Origin of the sequence: Mesoflavibacter sp. CH_XMU1422-2, from assembly GCF_037029245.1 — a bacterium.
Lineage (GTDB): Bacteria > Bacteroidota > Bacteroidia > Flavobacteriales > Flavobacteriaceae > Mesoflavibacter > Mesoflavibacter zeaxanthinifaciens.
Genome location: NZ_JAYMEE010000062.1, coordinates 299765 through 317509, shown reverse-complemented (window position 1 = coordinate 317509; position 17745 = coordinate 299765). Strand labels below are relative to the sequence as shown.

Sequence of the window (17745 nt, the reverse complement as noted above, 5' to 3'; positions counted from 1 at the left end):
ATTTTTATTTTAAATTAATCCTTTATATTTCCTGATAAACCATTCTAAAGCTAAGCACAATGCTATAAAAAATAGTAGATAATACCAGTTTATCAAAGGTACAACTCTTTTATTGGTTTTAAGAATTGGCTGATAACGATTATCTGATAATAAACTATCTGCCAAAGTAGAAGTGTTATCAATAAAATAAGCTTGACCTTTACTATTAGTAGCAACTTGTTGCAACTTTGTTACATTAGCGTTTAAAAATTGTTGCTCTACATTAAATGGTATAATTTTAAAATTACCTAACGATGATAATTTATCTGTAGTAGAACTAACTGTAAAACTGTAATCTCCAGCGTCTAAACCATTTAAATTAACTTGATAACTGTTGTTTTTTAGTATTAATGGTCTTGATATTTTTTTATTAGTCTCCTTATTATTAAGTGAAATATTTAAGTTTTCAGTTGCATCAAATTCGTAGTTTTTATTGAAATATTGTGCGCTGATAACAATATTATCGCTACCATTGTAAAATGAATTATAATCGACTGTTAACCTATTTTTGCGTTGATTTGAAGCTAAATACTGCACCATTTTACCAATAAAAGCATCAAACGCTTCAAACGACTGATCGTTTAAATAGTTTTGAGAACGCCATTTCCATAGGTTTTCTCCAAAAAGAATCGCTTCTCTTCTACCGTTAATTTCAAAAGTTGCTAAAAGAGGCTCGTTTGTTGGAATACCAGAAACGGTTTTATTCAAAATAGATTGGTAAGGCACAGAAAAATCTGGTGCGCCAAAATTAGATTTTAATGGAGGAAAGCTTTCAAAATCGATATCATCTACAATAAAATTGCTATAATTTTGATTAAGGTTAGCTTGATAATCTTCGGTTTGAGATGTGATTTCTAAGTTATAATTTTTGGATACCGAATTTAAGAATCGCCAATCTGTTTTTACTCCAGAAATCACCCACTTATTTTTATTTTGAACTTCTAAAGCTTCATATAATTGTTTAAATGAATTGTTTGGTTGATGTAGTATAATTAATTGAAAATCATTTAATTGATTTAAAGTTTCATTTGGTTTTAAAAATGAAACTTCGCGCTGCTCATTGCTTTCAATGCTTTTTTTAATAGCACCTAAATCTGGATGCAAAACAGTGCTAACAACTGCAACTTTTGTCTTTTGATCAATGACTTCTACAGCAAAATTTTTATAATTATTAATCTTATTTTTTTCAGTTGAAATTGGAACTATTTGAGCTTGATAACTTTTAACACCTACAGAAGATGCTGGTAAGGTTGTATTAATAATTTCGGAAGATTTGTCTTTAGAAAATGTAATCGGTTTTGAAAATACTATTTTACCATTTTGTGTGATGGTAAAGTTTTTGGTTACTGTTTCATTTCCGTTGTAAACAACAATCGCTTCAATTGGAAATCTATTTTTTAAATACGCATATTTATTAACGTTTAACTGACTAATTTTTAAATCTGAATACGTAATGGTATCACCAAGTATGATTGGATAAATCGGTTGTTTATAGTTATTAGCAGAGAATTGATAATCGCTACCTATAGTTTGATTTCCGTCGGAAATTAGTAATGTTGGCGCTGTTGAGTTTTTATAAATCTCGGATAAATCTCTAAATACTTTATTTAGGTTGGTTTGTTGGTCTTTAAAATTTAAATTACCTGATGTGTTTAACTGATTTCCAAAAGTGAAATATTCAACATTAAACTTATTATTAATCTTTTGATTTTCTTTTAGTTGACTTATAAATTCAAGTTCTTTTTCATTTTGTTTTAAATGAGAAATAGACGCTGAATTATCTGCAACAATAACTAAATTAGGTTTTTCTGTATATATAGAATTTTGTTCAAATTTTGGATTAATCAAAAGTAAAAAGACAGAAAAAAAGGTTAAAAACCTTAAAACAACAAAAAGCGCATTGTCTTTTAATGCGCTTTTTGTTTTGTATTTATACTGGAAAAGCGCTAAAAGTAGCGCTATAATTCCTGCTAATATGATTAATAATAGGCTTTGTGTTGACAATTTATTCTTTCACTTTTATAATATCAAAAGAATCAAAAAAACGTTTTATTGAAGCATTGTTATCGTTATCTGCATAACAAATCACTTGGTTTATATACATTTGATTATTAACCAAATAAGAGTTAAGATACAAATACGCGCCAGTTATTTCAATTTTTGATTCTCTACCAGGAAAACCATTAAACGTTATTTTATTTGAGTATAACAATTTTCCGTTAACATTATTTACCGCTCCTTGCACTGCTCCGTCTAAAACCTTAGAATTAGACTCTTCTGTAGCATTATCAAAAAAACTTTTAGGATAATCTGATTTTATTACGCTGTATACACCATTATCGTCATTAACAGGAGTACTCATTACCATATGCATATCAATAAGTCCTACTGATGTTTGAACTTCTTGAACTGATTTTTTTGGAGTTTCTGGAAACTCTGCAATAAAGGCTAATTCTTCTGATTTGTAATTTATCCAATCTTGAGCTACGCTTAATGAAGAACAAGTAATAAATAATGTAAGTGCAAAGAATAAATTTTTCATAATGTATTAATTGAATTAAGTTAACATTCCGCCATCAACGTTAATCGTTTGTCCTGTTACGTAAGCAGACATATCACTAGCTAAAAATACACAAGCATTTGCAATATCTTCCGGCGTACCACCACGTTTTAATGGTATAGCATCACGCCAACCTTGCACAGTTTTTTCGTCTAATTTTCCTGTCATTTCAGTTTCGATAAAGCCAGGTGCAATTACGTTACTTCTAATATTTCTAGAACCTAACTCCAAAGCTACAGACTTAGAAAAACCAATAATACCAGCTTTACTTGCTGCATAGTTAGTTTGTCCTGCATTACCTTTAACACCAACAACAGAACTCATATTGATAATAGATCCTTTACGTTGTTTAAGCATAGTACGTTGTACAGCTTTTGTCATGTTAAACACAGATTTAAGATTTACTTCGATTACTTTATCAAAATCTTCTTCGCCCATACGCATTAACAAGTTATCTTTAGTAATACCGGCATTGTTAACTAATACGTCTATACTACCAAATTCTGCTAACACATCTTCTGCTAATTTTTGAGCTTCTTCAAAACTAGCAGCGTTACTTTGATATCCTTTAGCTTTAACACCTAAAGCGTTTAGCTCTTCTTCTAATTCATTTGCTGCTTCAACAGAAGAGCTATATGTAAATGCTACATTTGCTCCGTTTTGAGCAAAGACTTGTGCTATTCCTTTTCCTATTCCTCTTGAAGCACCTGTAATAATAGCTGTTTTATTTTCTAAAAGTTTCATTTATAATTCTGTTTTCAATTAGTATTTCAAATATAGTTATTTAGAATGTTATTGATAAGAAAAAGCCTCATAATTGTCATAAAATTATGAGGCTTTAAATAGTTTATGTTATTGGGCTTATCCCATTACTTCAGCTACTTTTTTACCTATTTCTGCTGGAGAATCTACTACGTGGATTCCGCAATCTCTCATAATAGCTTTTTTAGCTTGAGCTGTATCATCAGATCCACCAACAATTGCTCCTGCGTGTCCCATTGTACGACCAGCTGGCGCAGTTTCACCTGCTATAAATCCAACGATTGGTTTTTTACTTCCTGAAGCTTTGTACCAATTAGCTGCGTCTGCTTCTAATTGTCCACCAATTTCACCAATCATAACAACACACTCGGTTTCTGGATCATTAATTAATAATTCTACAGCTTCTTTAGTTGTAGTACCGATAATTGGATCACCACCAATACCAATTGCAGTAGTAATACCTAAACCTTGTTTTACAACTTGATCTGCTGCTTCGTAAGTTAATGTTCCTGATTTAGAAACAATACCTACTTTTCCTTGTTTGAATACAAAACCTGGCATGATACCAACTTTTGCTTCACCTGGTGTAATTACACCTGGACAGTTAGGACCGACTAAACGACAGTCTTTACCTTTAATATAATCTGCAGCTTTAATCATGTCTGCTACAGGAATTCCTTCTGTAATACAAATAATTACTTTAATACCAGCGTCTGCCGATTCCATAATAGCATCTGCTGCAAATGCTGGTGGAACAAATATTATTGAAGTGTCTGCTCCTACTTTTTCTACAGCTTCTGATACTGTGTTAAATACAGGTCTATCTAAGTGAGATTGACCACCTTTACCTGGTGTTACACCACCAACAACGTTGGTACCGTATTCTATCATTTGACCAGCGTGGAAAGTACCTTCGCTACCTGTAAAACCTTGAACTATTATTTTTGAATCTTTGTTTACTAAAACGCTCATGTTTTGTATTATTAAGAATTTTTAAATGTTTTTATTTTTTTGTGTAACAAAAATAAGTTTTTGATTGCTATTACTAAAGTATTTTTAAACTTTAATTTCAGAAAATGAGTTTAAATTTTGAGAATTTTCGTCTGCTAGCTGACTTATTTCATGTCCTCTATATAGTTGTCCATTTTTAACTTCCCAAATTGAAATAAAATGCGCTAAAGGTTCTTCATCTTCAGGTTTTTCAATTGAAGTTACATAAATGGTATATCTTGCTGTTACTGTATTATTATCCTCTAACAAATGACTAAGCTTGTAATTAAACGAATGAAATGCTTTTTTTAAGGTTTCTATTCGCTCTTTGATCATTTTATAATCAGAACACATGTAGCCTTTACTACTATTCCAATGTAACAAGCAATCTTTATGAATAAACTTTATAGCTTCGTTATCTTTAGCTAAGTCTAAACTATAAAATGATTTTACAACCTCTTTTGCTGTCATTACTTTTCTTTTAATTGTTTTAAAATTTCAGGAATTTTTTTGACGTATGCTAAATCTTTCAGTTTCTCTCTAGATTCTTCTATTGGCGTACCGAAATAGGATTTTCCGCCTGCAATAGATTTTGTAACACCTGTTTGCCCTAAAACATTTGCTTTTTTACCAATAGTTATACCACTAGTTGTACCAACTTGTCCCCAAAGCGTGACTTCATCTTCAATAATACAACAACCTGCTATGCCTGTTTGAGAAGCTATTAAGCATTTTTTACCAATTACAGTATCATGACCAACTTGAATTTGGTTATCTAGTTTAGATCCTTCACCAATAGTAGTATCTCCAGTAACACCACGATCGATGCTACACATAGCACCAATATCTACATTATCTTTAATGATAACGCGTCCACCAGATTTTAATTGATCAAAACCTTCTGGTCTGTTTTTATAGTAAAAAGCACTTGCTCCTAACACACAGCCTGCATGTATGGTAACGTTGTTGCCTATAATTGTATCGTCATAAATACTTACATTAGAATGAATAACACAATTATCACCAATAGTCACGTTATTTCCTATAAAACAATTTGGTTGAATTATGGTGTTTTTTCCAATTTTAGCAGTATCTGAAATTGCAGAACTTGAAGGAACAAATGGTTTAAAATGATTAGTTAACTTATTGAAATCTCTAAAAGGATCATCACTAATTAATAAAGCTTTTCCTTCTGGACAATCTACTTCTTTATTAATAAGAATTATTGTTGCTGCGCTATTTAAAGCTTTGTCGTAATATTTTGGATGATCTACAAATACGATATCTCCAGGTTCTACAACATGAATTTCATTCATGCCTAAAACTTCAAAGTTTTCATTGCCAACAAACTCGCAATTAATTAGTTGCGCTATTTGCTGAAGTGTATGAGGTTTTGGGAATTTCATTTTAAAAAAACAAAAGAGTTAAATTATTCTTTAACTCTTTCTTTATAGGTTCCTTTTTCTGTTTCAACCTTAATTTTATCACCTTCATTTATAAATAAAGGTACATTTACAGTTGCTCCAGTTTCTACAGTTGCAGGTTTTGTAGCATTTGTAGCTGTATTACCTTTAACTCCAGGTTCTGTAGCTGTTACTTCTAAAATTACTGTAGCAGGCATATCTACAGAAAGAGGCATATTATCTTCAGAGTTTATCTGAATAGTTACCACTTCTCCTTCTTTCATTAAATCTGGTCTATCTAAAGCAGATTCTAAAAGTCTTATTTGTGTATAATCTTCTTCATTCATAAAATGATAGAATTCTCCATCATTATATAAGAATTGAAACTTATGAGTTTCTACTCTCACATCGTCTAATTTATGACCTGCAGAAAATGTATTATCTAATACTTTACCTGTAGTTACACTTTTTAATTTTGTTCTAACAAACGCAGGACCTTTACCAGGTTTTACATGTAAAAACTCAATGATTTTATATATATCATTGTTATATCTAATACATAAACCGTTTCTAATATCTGATGTTGTTGCCATTTTTTACTTTTAATTTGAATTTTTAATTTGATGTAAAATATCCTTTCATAATTCCACGATGAGAATTTTTGATAAATTGAAGGATTTCGTCTCGTTCTGGAGTTGCTTCCATTTCAGCTTCAATAATTGCAGCTGCTTGAGAGTTATTATAATTTTTTTGATAAAGAATTCTGAAAATATCTTGAATTTCTCTAATTTTTTCGGTTGTAAAACCACGTCGTCTTAAACCAACAGAATTTATACCTACGTAAGATAGAGGCTCTCTTGCCGCTTTAACAAAAGGCGGAACATCTTTACGAACTAAAGATCCACCTGTTACAAAAGCATGATTACCAATTGAACAGAATTGGTGTACTGCTGTCATACCAGCTAAAACAACATAATCACCAATGGTTATATGCCCAGCTAAGGTACTATTATTAGAGAATATACAGTTGTTACCAACAGTACAGTCGTGCGCTATGTGACAATACGCCATAATTAAACAATTGTCACCTACAACTGTTTTCATTTTGTCTGTTGTACCTCTATTTATAGTAACACATTCTCTTATGGTTACGTTATCACCTATAATAGTTAATGTGTCTTCGTCGTTATACTTTAAATCTTGTGGTACTGCAGAAATAACTGCACCAGGAAAAATGTTACAATTTTTTCCTATTCTAGCACCTTCCATGATGGTTACGTTACTACCTATCCATGTGCCTTCTCCAATTGTAACATTATTATGGATAGTAGCAAATGGTTCTATAACTACATTTTTTGCAATTTTCGCTCCAGGATGAACGTATGCTAATGGTTGATTCATTTTTTAGTCGTTTTTAACTTTAGTTATTTGCGCCATTAATTCGGCTTCTGCACATAATTTACCGTTTGCATAAGCGTAACCTTGCATATGACAAATACCACGACGTATTGGTGTGATTAATTCGCATTTGAAGATTAAAGTATCACCTGGCATTACTTTTTGTTTGAATTTAACGTTATCCATTTTCATGAAAAATGTTAAATAATTTTCAGGATCTGGCACGGTACTTAATACTAAAATACCACCGGTTTGCGCCATAGCTTCTACTATTAAAACACCAGGCATTACTGGTGCACCAGGAAAGTGACCTCTAAAGAAGTCTTCATTCATGGTTACATTTTTTGCTCCTATTACATATTGATCTGTAAGTTCAAAAACTTTATCTAATAATAAGAATGGCTGTCTATGTGGTAACATATCCATAATTTGATTAACATCCATTAAAGGTGTTTGATTTAAATCAACTTTTGGAACGTTGTTACGTCTTTCGTTTTTAATTAATTTGGACATTTTTTTTGCAAATTGTGTATTTACAAAATGTCCTGGTTTATTAGCTATAACTTTCCCTTTTATATGTGTTCCTATTAAAGCTAAATCTCCTATAACATCTAACAATTTATGTCTGGCTGCTTCATTTGGATGATGTAAGGTTAAGTTATCTAAAATACCATTTGGTTTAACTGCTATAGTATCTTTGTTAAATGCTACTTTAAGTTTTTCTATAGTGTTAGGCGATATTTCTTTATCTACATAAACAATTGCATTGTTTAGATCGCCACCTTTAATTAAACCGTGTTCTAATAAAGATTCTAATTCGTGTAAAAAACTAAAAGTCCTTGAACAAGAAATATGATCTTTAAAATCTGCCATTTTATCTAAAGTAGCATTTTGAGTTCCTAAAACTTTAGTTCCAAAATCTACCATTGTTGTAACCTTATAATCTGAAGCTGGCATAACTAAAATTTCGCTACCAGTTTCTTCATCTGTGTAAGAAATAACGTCTGTAACTTCAAATACTTCTCTTGTTGCTTCTTGTTCTACAATACCAGCTTTTTCTATAGCTTCTACAAAAAACTTAGAGGAACCGTCCATTATTGGTGGTTCAGAATTATCTAATTCTAATAAAGCATTATCAATACCCATACCTACTAATGCAGCCAAAACATGCTCACAAGTCTGAATGGTTACTCCATTTTTCTCTAAACAAGTACCGCGTTGTGTATTAGTAACATAGTTAGCGTCTGCTTCAATTACTGGAGCGCCTTCTAAGTCTATACGTTTAAAAGCAAAACCAGCATTTTCTGGCGCTGGCTTAAAGGTTAATGTTACATCTTTACCTGTGTGTAAACCAACACCTGTAAGAGATATTTCACTTTTAATGGTTTTTTGTTTGACGTCTGTATTAATTATTGCCATTATTGTTTTTTTCTAAGTCGTTTACAGTTTTAACTATTTTTGGTAAGTTTTTAAAATATACATACGATTTATTAAAATCACCGTAAGATAATGCTGGTGAACCTTGTAATACTTCATTGTCTTTTACATTTCTGCCTATACCAGATTGTGCTTGTATTTTTACATTATTACCAATAGTAATATGTCCTACAATACCAACTTGACCACCAATTTGGCAATTTTCGCCAATTTTAGTAGAACCAGCAACACCTGTTTGAGCTGCTATTACAGTGTTTTTTCCTATTTCTACGTTGTGAGCTATTTGTATTTGGTTATCTAACTTTACGCCTCTTCTTATAATTGTAGATCCTAAAGTCGCTCTATCTATAGTAGTCGCTGCGCCAATATCTACAAAATCTTCTAAAATAACGTTACCTATTTGCGGTACTTTAGAATATTCTCCGTTTTCATCAGGCGCAAAACCAAAACCATCTGCTCCAATTATGGCTCCAGAATTAATCACACAGTTTTTACCTATTATCGATTCTGAATATACTTTTGCTCCAGAAAAAACAACCGTATTGTCTCCTATAGTTACATTATCTCCTATGTAACTACTAGGAAAAATTTTCACATTATTACCTAAGGTAACATTATTACCTATATAAGTAAATGCACCTATGTAAATATTATCTCCTTGCTTTACATTATCTGAAATATAAGAAGGTTGCTCTATTCCTGATTTATTAAGCTTTACTTGATTGTAGTATTCTAATAATTTAGAAAATGCTTTATAAGCGTCTTCTACCTTTATTAGTGTACAACTAAGGTCTTGTTCTGGTATAAATGTATTGTTTACAATAGCAATTGATGCTTTTGTAGTATATATATAATGTGTGTATTTAGGGTTTGCTAAAAAGGTTAATGCACCTTCTTCCCCTTCTTCTATTTTTGATAATTTAGAAACTTCTACTTGAGGATTTCCCTCTACGACACCTTCTAAAATACCAGCTATTTGTTCTGCTGTAAATTTCATTATTGGCAAAAATAGAAAAAATGAATTAAAGTTTCTGCTTTGGATAACATATATAATGTTTTGTTACCTTTTTTGATAGTGCTTTTAAATTTAATTGATCAGAAGCTTTGACTACATCATCAACTTTTCCAGACTTATAAAGAATCTTTATATTCTGCTTACTTCTTGTATATGCCTGATTACTTATTTCTCCTTTAAACACAAAATACTTAGCTTCATCCTCTGTAATATTATATTTATCCATTAAAGACTTTATGTGAATAAATAAGATGTCTTCTTTTATTGGTTTCTTCTTTATTTTAACTTTAAGTAGTTGTCTATCAATTATCATTTCACATAGATTACTCAACACAAAATCTTCATGATGCTGCCAAGATTTCATTGCAGAAATGATATCATAATCATCTAATTTGGCAAAAGTATCTAAGCAATTATCATCAAATTCGTTTAATGTTATTTCATTTTTCAAGAAAAACTGTAATGGTTTACTAGCTTCTAATTTTACGCCTTGCCTGCTTAGTTCTTTTGCTCTTTTTAAAACTCTTATTACAAGCTGTTCTGCTACTAAACTTGTTTTATGTAAATAGACTTGCCAATACATAAGACGCCTTGCTACTAAAAATTTTTCGACACTGTAAATACCTTTATGTTCAATAACCAGCTCATTATCTTTTACATTAAGCATTGTTATTATACGTTCGCTATTTATATTTCCTTCAGAAACACCTGTATAAAAACTATCTCGTTTTAAATAGTCTGCTCGGTCCATATCTATTTGACTAGAAATTAGCTGAAGCATAAACTTACGGTGATAATCGCCTTTAAAAATCTTTATTGCTAGTGTTAAATCGCCGTTAAATTCTTCGTTTAACTTTTGCATAAAAAGCACAGAAATTTCTTCATGAGATACACCATTTACTATGCTGTGTTCCATTGCATGAGAAAATGGACCATGTCCAATATCATGTAACAAAATAGCTATATATAGCGCTTCCTCTTCTTCTTTAGAAATTTTAATACCTTTAAAGCGAAGTACTTGCACCGCTTTTTGCATTAAATGCATACAGCCAATAGCATGATGAAATCTTGTATGGTGCGCACCAGGATATACCAAATATGACAAACCCATTTGCGAAATACGTCGCAACCTTTGAAAATATTTATGCTCTATTAAATCAAAAATTGTCGAGTTTGGTATAGTAATAAATCCGTAAATTGGATCGTTTAATATTTTAAGTTTGTTTATTTTTCTCAAACTAAATCTTTACATTATAATTAGATAACAAATATACATGAACAATATAAATATTCTTTGGGTAGACGACGAAATTGATTTACTTAAACCACACATCATATTTTTAGAACAAAAAAACTACAATGTTACAACTTGTAATAGCGGTACAGAAGCATTAGAAATTTTAAATGAAAAGAATTTTGACATTGTCTTTTTAGATGAAAATATGCCAGGACTAACAGGACTTGAGACTTTAAATGAAATTAAAGAAATAAAAGATACCATTCCTGTTGTAATGATTACCAAAAGTGAAGAAGAATATATTATGGAAGAAGCTATTGGTAATAAAATAGCTGATTATTTAATAAAACCTGTCAATCCAAATCAAATACTATTAAGTTTAAAGAAAAATTTAGACCACTCAAGATTGGTTAGCGAAAAAACAACTTCTAATTACCAACAAGAATTTAGAAAAATAGCAATGGATCTTGCTATGGTTAATAGTTATGAAGATTGGGTTTCATTATATCAAAAACTGATTTATTGGGAAATTCAACTAGAAAATATTGAAGACCCAAGTATGTTTGAAATCCTAGAATCTCAAAAAAACGAAGCCAACATACAATTTGGTAAGTTTATAGATAAAAATTACCCTACTTGGTTTCAGCCTAACACAGACGCACCAATATTATCTCATACGCTTTTTAGAGAAAAAATTGCTCCAGAACTTAGTAAAGAGCAGCCTACATTACTTATTGTAGTAGATAATTTAAGGTATGACCAATGGAAAGCATTTGAGCCAACAGTAGCTAATCATTATAAAAAAGAAAATGAAGAAGCGTTTTATAGCATATTACCAACCGCTACACAATATGCTAGAAATGCTATTTTCTCTGGTTTAATGCCTGCTGATATGGAAAAGCTTCATCCTAATCTTTGGAAGAATGATACAGATGAAGGTGGAAAAAACCTATATGAAGCAGATTTTTTAGAAGCCCAAATCAAAAGATTAGGCTTAACACACTTAAAACATGAGTTTTATAAAATTACAAACCTTAAAAGCGGCAAACAATTAGCAGACAATTTTAAAGGTCTTAAAGATAACGATTTAACTGTTGTTGTTTATAATTTTGTAGATATGCTATCTCATGCAAAGACAGATATGGAGGTTGTTAAAGAACTGGCTTCTAATGATAAGGCATATAGATCCTTAACCCAAAGTTGGTTTAAAAACTCACCTTTATTAGAGATGATTCAACAAGCCCAACAACTTGGTTTTAAATTAATCATTACAACAGATCATGGTACTATAAATGTTAAACATCCTTCAAAAGTAATTGGTGATCGTGACACCAGCTTAAACCTACGTTACAAAACAGGACGAAGCTTAAGCTATGAAGAAAAAGATGTTTTAGTTGCAAAAGACCCAAAAACAATACACTTACCTTCTATTACGATGAGTAGCTCTTTCATTTTTGCTAAAAGTGATTTGTTTTTTGCATACCCTAATAATTACAATCACTATGTTAGTCATTATAGAAACACTTATCAACATGGTGGTGTATCTTTAGAAGAAATGATTATTCCTTTTGTTGTACTAAATCCTAAATAAACTAATTTTGCAAAAAAATTAATAGTGAATTTTACATATACATTAGATCAACTAGAAGAGGCTTCTAATTTTGTTTTAAAAAATGCTAAATCCAAAATCATCCTTTTTGAAGGCGAAATGGGTTCAGGAAAAACCACTCTAATTAAAAAACTTGTAAAGCAACTAGGAAGTCAAGATACTGTAAGTAGCCCTACTTTTTCTTTAGTAAACGAATATGAAACAAATGATAATATTATTTATCATTTTGATTTATATCGCGTAAACGAAGAAGAAGAACTTTATAATTTTGGAATAGAAACATACACATATAGTCATAAGTATGTTTTTGTAGAATGGCCTGAATTATTAAAACCCATGTTACAAGAAGAGTATACAGTTTTAAGTTTTACAACTACTAACAATAGTTCTAGACAAATTAGATTGTCTAACACTAAATAAAAAATCTCTTTTTTTTTTAACAAAAAAATGTATTTTTGGTGCGTTTGCGGTTTTAACCACAACAAAAAATTGGAAAAATATATTTTTTAACATTATTTTAACATTTAGCTTGAAATCATATTAGTTTTCAATATACTTTAGCGGTATTAATTAATTAAATCCCTAACATTATGAAAACTAAAAAGTATGTAATTGCCTTAGCAATTTTTGGTGGCGTTTTATTCACTGCACAAGCGACAAATCTTATTGATTTAAATGAGCAACAAACAACAGAAATCGACAGGAGTAAAATCAAAGTTCCAACTCACGGATAACAAAAGTTTTATATTAGGTACAATTGTAGCAACAATGATTGCTATTACACCGTATCTTTTTTATTCTTATGAGAGTGTTCCAGATAGAAAAATCTGGGACACTTTTTTATTTACTTATGATAGCAAATATTATGGAAGTGCTTTAGCTGGTGTTTGGACAATAATGGGGAAGTTTATTCCGCTTTATTTGTTGATAATATGGTTTTTCACATGTAGACACTGGTGGTATCATGCCCTAATAATTCCTATTATAATGTATATATTTCAACTTATTAATGTTATAAATGAAGACTTACAATATGTTGATAGCAATCAATTTAAATACTTGATTATAGCTATGGCTATTGTTATTCCTTCAATTTACCTAATAAGAGCTAGAATATTTCATAAAATAAATTCTGTAAATAAATCAATACAAGAATTAGAGGATGAATTAACTTTTAAACCAAAATCACTTTGGGGAAAAATTAAGCAGTATTTTTAATGTTTAGCAATTACAATTTATTTCGTAATTTGTTTCATATTTAAAAACTGACTTATCAATGTCTAAATCCATAACGCCGTTTTCTAAAGCACAACTTATCCCTCAAGAAGAAACTTTAGAAATTTATAAGCATAAAAGCGAACTTTTTATCGGTATACCAAAAGAAACTGCTTTTCAAGAAAAACGTGTATGCTTGACTCCAGATGCTGTTTCTGCTATAGTTAATAATGGACACAGAGTTCTTATTGAATCTGAAGCTGGACTTGGCGCTAATTTTTCTGATAAAGATTATAGTGAAGCTGGTGCCGAAATAACAAAAGATACAGCTAAAGTTTATAGTTGCCCTATGATTCTAAAAGTTGAACCACCAACTTTAGAAGAATTAGATCTAATAAACCCTCAAACAACACTTATCTCTGCGTTACAAATAAAGACTCAAACTAAAAAATATTTTGAAAAACTAGCAGCAAAACGCATAACAGCACTAGCTTTTGAGTTTATAAAAGATGATGTAGGTGCTTACCCTGCTGTTAGAGCTTTAAGTGAAATTGCTGGTACAGCTTCTGTACTTATAGCATCAGAACTATTAAGCAGCTCTAGTCAAGGTAATGGTCTAATGTTTGGTAATATTAGCGGTGTTCCTCCTACAGAAGTTGTTATACTAGGCGCAGGAACTGTTGGCGAATTTGCAGCAAGAAGCGCTATAGGATTAGGAGCTAATGTAAAAGTATTTGATAATTCTATAACAAAATTACGTTGCTTACAAACTAACTTAAATCGAACAATATATACGTCTACTATCCAGCCTAAATATTTAAGTAAAGCTTTAAAGCGATGCGATGTTGTAATTGGTGCTGTAAGAGGTAAAGATAGATCTCCTATCATAGTTACAGAAGCAATGGTTGAAAACATGAAAAAAGGCTCCGTAATTATAGATGTTAGTATTGATATGGGAGGATGTTTTGAAACTAGCGAAATTACATCTCATAACAAGCCAACATTTAGAAAACACGATGTTATTCATTATTGTGTCCCTAATATTCCTGCAAGATATTCTAGAACAGCTTCTGCTTCTATCAGTAATATATTTACACCTTATTTATTAAAAATAGCAGATGATGGCGGTCTTGAACATGCCATTAGATTTGATAAAGGTTTAAAAAACGGTCTTTACTTTTATCATGGAATTTTAACTAGTCGTGCAGTTGGAGAATGGTTTGATTTAAAACATAGCGATATCAACCTTCTTATTTTCTAAAAATACTTTTAGAATTTATTATTTAAGTGAAATCATTTTACGAATTTTGCTCAAATTTTAAACTACATGAAATTTATTCACAGATTAGGATATTACCTTGGTGGTTTTGCTATCGGATTAGTATTATTAGCTTTTTTTTTAAACGGAAGTAAAACGTCTTGCCAATATGATTATGGTCCAGAATCTAGAGTGTTAAAAGATATAAATAATAAAGTGTTAAAATACTCAGAAGACAGTCAAGTCTTACTGCAGAATAAAGAAATAGATACTACTACCATAAAAAACATACTAAAAGAAGGAGATGTTGTTTTCTCTAAAAGTGAACCAAGAAAAGAACCTTGCGGCATTTATCATATTGAAAAAGAAAAGGATAATAAAACTATTATCCTTACTGTAAAAAACTGTAAAAAAACTGTCACTTTGCAATCAATAAAGATTAAAGATTAAGCATTTTTTCTTCTCTGTCTTTCTTTTTTAATTAATGTTAATTCTCTACTAGTTTGTCCTGCAACAGATGTATTTTCTTCTGCTCTTCTAATCAAATAAGGCATAACATCTTTAACAGGTCCAAACGGTAAGTATTTAGCAACATTATATCCTTTAGCTGCTAAATTAAAACTAATATTATCGCTCATACCGTAAAGCTGTCCAAACCATACACGATTATCTTTTATATCAATATTTAAAGTCTCCATAAGTTCCATTGCAATGTAGTTACTGATTTCATTGTGTGTTCCTATGAAAACTGAAATATCATCAATGTGATGTAAAATATAAGTTAAGCAGTCATTAAAATTAGCATCTGTAGTTGCCTTATCTTTACAAATTGGACTTTCGTAGCCTTTTTCTTCTGCACGTTCTCTTTCTTTCTCCATGTAAGCGCCTCTTACAATTTTATAACCAAGTTTAAATCCTTGCTCTTTTGCTCTTTTATGAGAAGCTTTTAAAAACTCCAACCTATCATGACGATAAGTTTGCAAAGTATTATAAACTATAGGAACATCTGTATTGTAAGTTTTCATCATTTCTTCAGCTAACTCATCTGCAGCATCTTGCATCCAACTTTCTTCACCATCTATTAAAACCTCTACATCTTTCTGTTTTGCTAGACTACAGACGTCATGATAACGTTGTACTATTCTATCCCATTCTTTTTGTTCTTCTTCTGTAAATGGTTTTCCTTCTCCTTTTTTCTGAAATAAGTAAAAACGACCAAAACCAGTAGGTTTAAATACAACTATTGGCATTGCTTCTCTTTCTTCACAAAATCGAATTATTTTAATGATTTTTTGAGCTGCGTCATCAAAATGAGATTCTATTTCTTTTCCTTCTACAGAGTAATCCAAAACAGAGCTCACTTTAGCTTCATACATCTTATCTATAACATCCAAACAATCTTCTTCACTTACTCCACCACAAAAATGATCAAAAACAGTTGCTCTAATAAGACCTTCGATAGGTAAATGAGCTTTTAAAGCAAAGTTTGTTGCTGCTGTACCAATTCTAACTAACGGTTCGTTAGCTATCATTTTAAATAAAAAATAAGCACGATCTAGTTGAGAATCACTTTTAAGTTTAAAAGCAATCTCTGTATTTTCAAAAAGTTTTTTATCGACCATTATCAAAAAATTATGTGCAAATATAAATGAACTATAATAGAAATTATTTAAAAAACTCCTTATTTTTACACTTCATTTTACACAATATGACAGCTATCCAAACACAAGATTACACTATTAATTTTAATCAAAAATCTTACGATAATCTTAACCAACAAATAAATAATAAAAATTACTCTTCAATTTTCATCTTAACCGATAGTAATACTAATAAACATTGCTCATCACAACTTTTGACCAATATAAATACAGATATTAGAATTGAGGTTTTAGAGATTGAGCCTGGAGAACAGCATAAAAACCTAGATACTTGTAATAGCTTATGGAATGCTTTAAGCGAACTTGGAGCAGACAGAAAAAGCTTAATGATTAATTTAGGTGGTGGCGTTGTTACAGATTTAGGTGGTTTTGTTGCATGTTGCTACCAACGTGGTATTGATTTTATAAATATACCCACTACCCTATTATCCATGGTAGATGCGTCTATTGGAGGCAAAAATGGTGTAGATTTAGGAGCTTTAAAAAACCAAATAGGTATAATAAAAACACCTGTTATGGTCATAATTGACACCTCATTTTTAAACAGTTTACCACAACGCGATATGCGTTCTGGATTAGCCGAAATGATTAAACATGGACTAATAAATAACCCAAAGCATTATAGTGATTTACAAAACTTATCTAACTTAACACTTGAAGATTTAGATTGGTTAATTTATGACTCTATTAATGTTAAAAAAGAAATTGTTGAAAAAGACCCAACAGAGCAAAACTTAAGAAAAACTTTAAATTTTGGCCATACACTTGGTCATGCTATAGAATCCTACTACTTAAACCAAGTAGATAAAGCTTTACTACATGGGGAAGCGATAGCTATAGGAATGGTTTTAGAAAGTTTTTTATCACACAAAATACTTGGGTTAGACATTAATTCTGTCGAAAAAATTAAGTCATTTTTAATTAAAACATTTGGTCAACCTAAAATTGACCCTAAAGACTTTGAAGGAATTATAGAGCTTATGAAACATGACAAGAAAAACGAAAATGGTAAAATTAAATTTGTGCTTTTAGAAAATATAGGAACCTGTAAAATTAATCAAGAAGCACCTAATGATTTGGTTATCAAATCTTTTGAATTTTATAATAATTAACACCTTTATATTAAAATAAATTGTAATTTTAAATACTTTACTTTTTACA

Annotated in this window: 19 protein-coding genes; 7 read left to right on the top strand and 12 right to left on the bottom strand. The window is 30.5% G+C overall.

The window, feature by feature from the left end; translation table 11 throughout:
• Window positions 1-9 precede the first annotated feature (9 nt).
• The 11 genes from WA340_RS10790 to WA340_RS10740 all read right to left on the bottom strand — a co-directional run bounded on the left by WA340_RS10790 (window position 10) and on the right by WA340_RS10740 (window position 10841).
• A complete protein-coding gene (locus tag WA340_RS10790; RefSeq protein ID WP_336129057.1) occupies window positions 10-2043 on the bottom strand; it encodes a VWA domain-containing protein in 2034 nt (677 codons plus the stop codon).
• Window position 2044: 1 nt separating this feature from the next.
• Complete coding sequence (locus tag WA340_RS10785) at window positions 2045-2581, bottom strand: hypothetical protein (protein ID WP_336129055.1); 537 nt, start codon at window positions 2579-2581, stop codon at window positions 2045-2047.
• Window positions 2582-2596: 15 nt separating this feature from the next.
• The gene (gene fabG / locus WA340_RS10780) at window positions 2597-3343 is read right to left on the bottom strand and encodes a 3-oxoacyl-[acyl-carrier-protein] reductase (RefSeq protein WP_336129054.1); all 747 of its coding nucleotides are present in this window, start codon (window positions 3341-3343) and stop codon (window positions 2597-2599) included.
• Between the two features lie 117 nt (window positions 3344-3460).
• Window positions 3461-4333 carry a succinate--CoA ligase subunit alpha gene (gene sucD, locus WA340_RS10775; protein WP_106677801.1) on the bottom strand — a complete coding sequence of 291 codons (873 nt, stop codon included), beginning with the start codon at window positions 4331-4333 and terminating at the stop codon, window positions 3461-3463.
• Between the two features lie 84 nt (window positions 4334-4417).
• Window positions 4418-4822: a nuclear transport factor 2 family protein gene (locus tag WA340_RS10770; RefSeq protein WP_223076771.1), complete on the bottom strand. Its 405-nt coding sequence runs from the start codon at window positions 4820-4822 to the stop codon at window positions 4418-4420.
• Window positions 4822-5757, bottom strand: a complete 936-nt coding sequence (locus WA340_RS10765) for a UDP-3-O-(3-hydroxymyristoyl)glucosamine N-acyltransferase (protein WP_336129051.1) — start codon at window positions 5755-5757, stop codon at window positions 4822-4824. The genes WA340_RS10770 and WA340_RS10765 overlap by 1 nt, the downstream gene beginning before the upstream one ends.
• A 23-nt stretch (window positions 5758-5780) precedes the next feature.
• Window positions 5781-6347 carry an elongation factor P gene (gene efp / locus WA340_RS10760; protein WP_027878970.1) on the bottom strand — a complete coding sequence of 189 codons (567 nt, stop codon included), beginning with the start codon at window positions 6345-6347 and terminating at the stop codon, window positions 5781-5783.
• Between the two features lie 22 nt (window positions 6348-6369).
• Window positions 6370-7155: an acyl-ACP--UDP-N-acetylglucosamine O-acyltransferase gene (lpxA, locus tag WA340_RS10755; RefSeq protein WP_027878969.1), complete on the bottom strand. Its 786-nt coding sequence runs from the start codon at window positions 7153-7155 to the stop codon at window positions 6370-6372.
• A gap of 3 nt (window positions 7156-7158) precedes the next feature.
• Window positions 7159-8571: a bifunctional UDP-3-O-[3-hydroxymyristoyl] N-acetylglucosamine deacetylase/3-hydroxyacyl-ACP dehydratase gene (locus WA340_RS10750; protein ID WP_027878968.1), complete on the bottom strand. Its 1413-nt coding sequence runs from the start codon at window positions 8569-8571 to the stop codon at window positions 7159-7161.
• Window positions 8558-9586, bottom strand: a complete 1029-nt coding sequence (lpxD, locus tag WA340_RS10745; RefSeq protein ID WP_336129047.1) for a UDP-3-O-(3-hydroxymyristoyl)glucosamine N-acyltransferase — start codon at window positions 9584-9586, stop codon at window positions 8558-8560. The genes WA340_RS10750 and lpxD overlap by 14 nt, the downstream gene beginning before the upstream one ends.
• A gap of 25 nt (window positions 9587-9611) precedes the next feature.
• Entirely contained in the window at window positions 9612-10841 is a 1230-nt protein-coding gene (locus WA340_RS10740) for an HD domain-containing protein (protein ID WP_336129045.1), read from the bottom strand.
• 37 nt (window positions 10842-10878) lie between these two features.
• Here WA340_RS10740 and porX point away from each other — a divergent pair, with 37 nt between their 5' ends.
• The 6 genes from porX to WA340_RS10710 all read left to right on the top strand — a co-directional run bounded on the left by porX (window position 10879) and on the right by WA340_RS10710 (window position 15373).
• Entirely contained in the window at window positions 10879-12432 is a 1554-nt protein-coding gene (gene porX / locus WA340_RS10735) for a T9SS response regulator signal transducer PorX (RefSeq protein WP_106677812.1), read from the top strand.
• A gap of 24 nt (window positions 12433-12456) precedes the next feature.
• Window positions 12457-12870 carry a tRNA (adenosine(37)-N6)-threonylcarbamoyltransferase complex ATPase subunit type 1 TsaE gene (tsaE, locus tag WA340_RS10730; RefSeq protein WP_336129042.1) on the top strand — a complete coding sequence of 138 codons (414 nt, stop codon included), beginning with the start codon at window positions 12457-12459 and terminating at the stop codon, window positions 12868-12870.
• A gap of 170 nt (window positions 12871-13040) precedes the next feature.
• On the top strand, window positions 13041-13184 hold the full coding sequence (locus WA340_RS10725) for a hypothetical protein (protein WP_181256111.1): 144 nt from the start codon (window positions 13041-13043) through the stop codon (window positions 13182-13184).
• A gap of 34 nt (window positions 13185-13218) precedes the next feature.
• Complete coding sequence (locus tag WA340_RS10720; protein ID WP_244906268.1) at window positions 13219-13668, top strand: hypothetical protein; 450 nt, start codon at window positions 13219-13221, stop codon at window positions 13666-13668.
• Window positions 13669-13726: 58 nt separating this feature from the next.
• Window positions 13727-14926: an alanine dehydrogenase gene (locus WA340_RS10715; protein WP_336129040.1), complete on the top strand. Its 1200-nt coding sequence runs from the start codon at window positions 13727-13729 to the stop codon at window positions 14924-14926.
• Window positions 14927-14992: 66 nt separating this feature from the next.
• Entirely contained in the window at window positions 14993-15373 is a 381-nt protein-coding gene (locus tag WA340_RS10710) for a hypothetical protein (RefSeq protein WP_336129038.1), read from the top strand.
• Here the strand turns inward: WA340_RS10710 and WA340_RS10705 are convergent.
• On the bottom strand, window positions 15370-16545 hold the full coding sequence (locus tag WA340_RS10705) for a proline dehydrogenase family protein (RefSeq protein WP_304141461.1): 1176 nt from the start codon (window positions 16543-16545) through the stop codon (window positions 15370-15372). The two genes, WA340_RS10710 and WA340_RS10705, sit on opposite strands and share 4 nt — an antisense overlap.
• Window positions 16546-16631: 86 nt before the next feature.
• On the opposite strand from WA340_RS10705, the gene aroB reads away from it, so the two are divergent.
• Entirely contained in the window at window positions 16632-17696 is a 1065-nt protein-coding gene (gene aroB / locus WA340_RS10700; RefSeq protein ID WP_336129034.1) for a 3-dehydroquinate synthase, read from the top strand.
• The last annotated feature ends 49 nt before the right edge of the window (window positions 17697-17745 follow it).

Coding starts and splice junctions, on each gene's coding strand:
- WA340_RS10715 (WP_336129040.1), top strand. CDS start 13,727: ATGTCTAAATCCATAACGCCGTTTTCTAAAGCACAACTTATCCCTCAA.
- aroB (WP_336129034.1), top strand. CDS start 16,632: ATGACAGCTATCCAAACACAAGATTACACTATTAATTTTAATCAAAAA.
- WA340_RS10770 (WP_223076771.1), bottom strand. CDS start 4,822: ATGACAGCAAAAGAGGTTGTAAAATCATTTTATAGTTTAGACTTAGCT.
- WA340_RS10785 (WP_336129055.1), bottom strand. CDS start 2,581: ATGAAAAATTTATTCTTTGCACTTACATTATTTATTACTTGTTCTTCA.
- porX (WP_106677812.1), top strand. CDS start 10,879: ATGAACAATATAAATATTCTTTGGGTAGACGACGAAATTGATTTACTT.
- WA340_RS10710 (WP_336129038.1), top strand. CDS start 14,993: ATGAAATTTATTCACAGATTAGGATATTACCTTGGTGGTTTTGCTATC.
- sucD (WP_106677801.1), bottom strand. CDS start 4,333: ATGAGCGTTTTAGTAAACAAAGATTCAAAAATAATAGTTCAAGGTTTT.
- lpxD (WP_336129047.1), bottom strand. CDS start 9,586: ATGAAATTTACAGCAGAACAAATAGCTGGTATTTTAGAAGGTGTCGTA.
- WA340_RS10750 (WP_027878968.1), bottom strand. CDS start 8,571: ATGGCAATAATTAATACAGACGTCAAACAAAAAACCATTAAAAGTGAA.
- WA340_RS10765 (WP_336129051.1), bottom strand. CDS start 5,757: ATGAAATTCCCAAAACCTCATACACTTCAGCAAATAGCGCAACTAATT.
- fabG (WP_336129054.1), bottom strand. CDS start 3,343: ATGAAACTTTTAGAAAATAAAACAGCTATTATTACAGGTGCTTCAAGA.
- efp (WP_027878970.1), bottom strand. CDS start 6,347: ATGGCAACAACATCAGATATTAGAAACGGTTTATGTATTAGATATAAC.
- WA340_RS10720 (WP_244906268.1), top strand. CDS start 13,219: ATGATTGCTATTACACCGTATCTTTTTTATTCTTATGAGAGTGTTCCA.
- lpxA (WP_027878969.1), bottom strand. CDS start 7,155: ATGAATCAACCATTAGCATACGTTCATCCTGGAGCGAAAATTGCAAAA.
- WA340_RS10705 (WP_304141461.1), bottom strand. CDS start 16,545: ATGGTCGATAAAAAACTTTTTGAAAATACAGAGATTGCTTTTAAACTT.
- WA340_RS10725 (WP_181256111.1), top strand. CDS start 13,041: ATGAAAACTAAAAAGTATGTAATTGCCTTAGCAATTTTTGGTGGCGTT.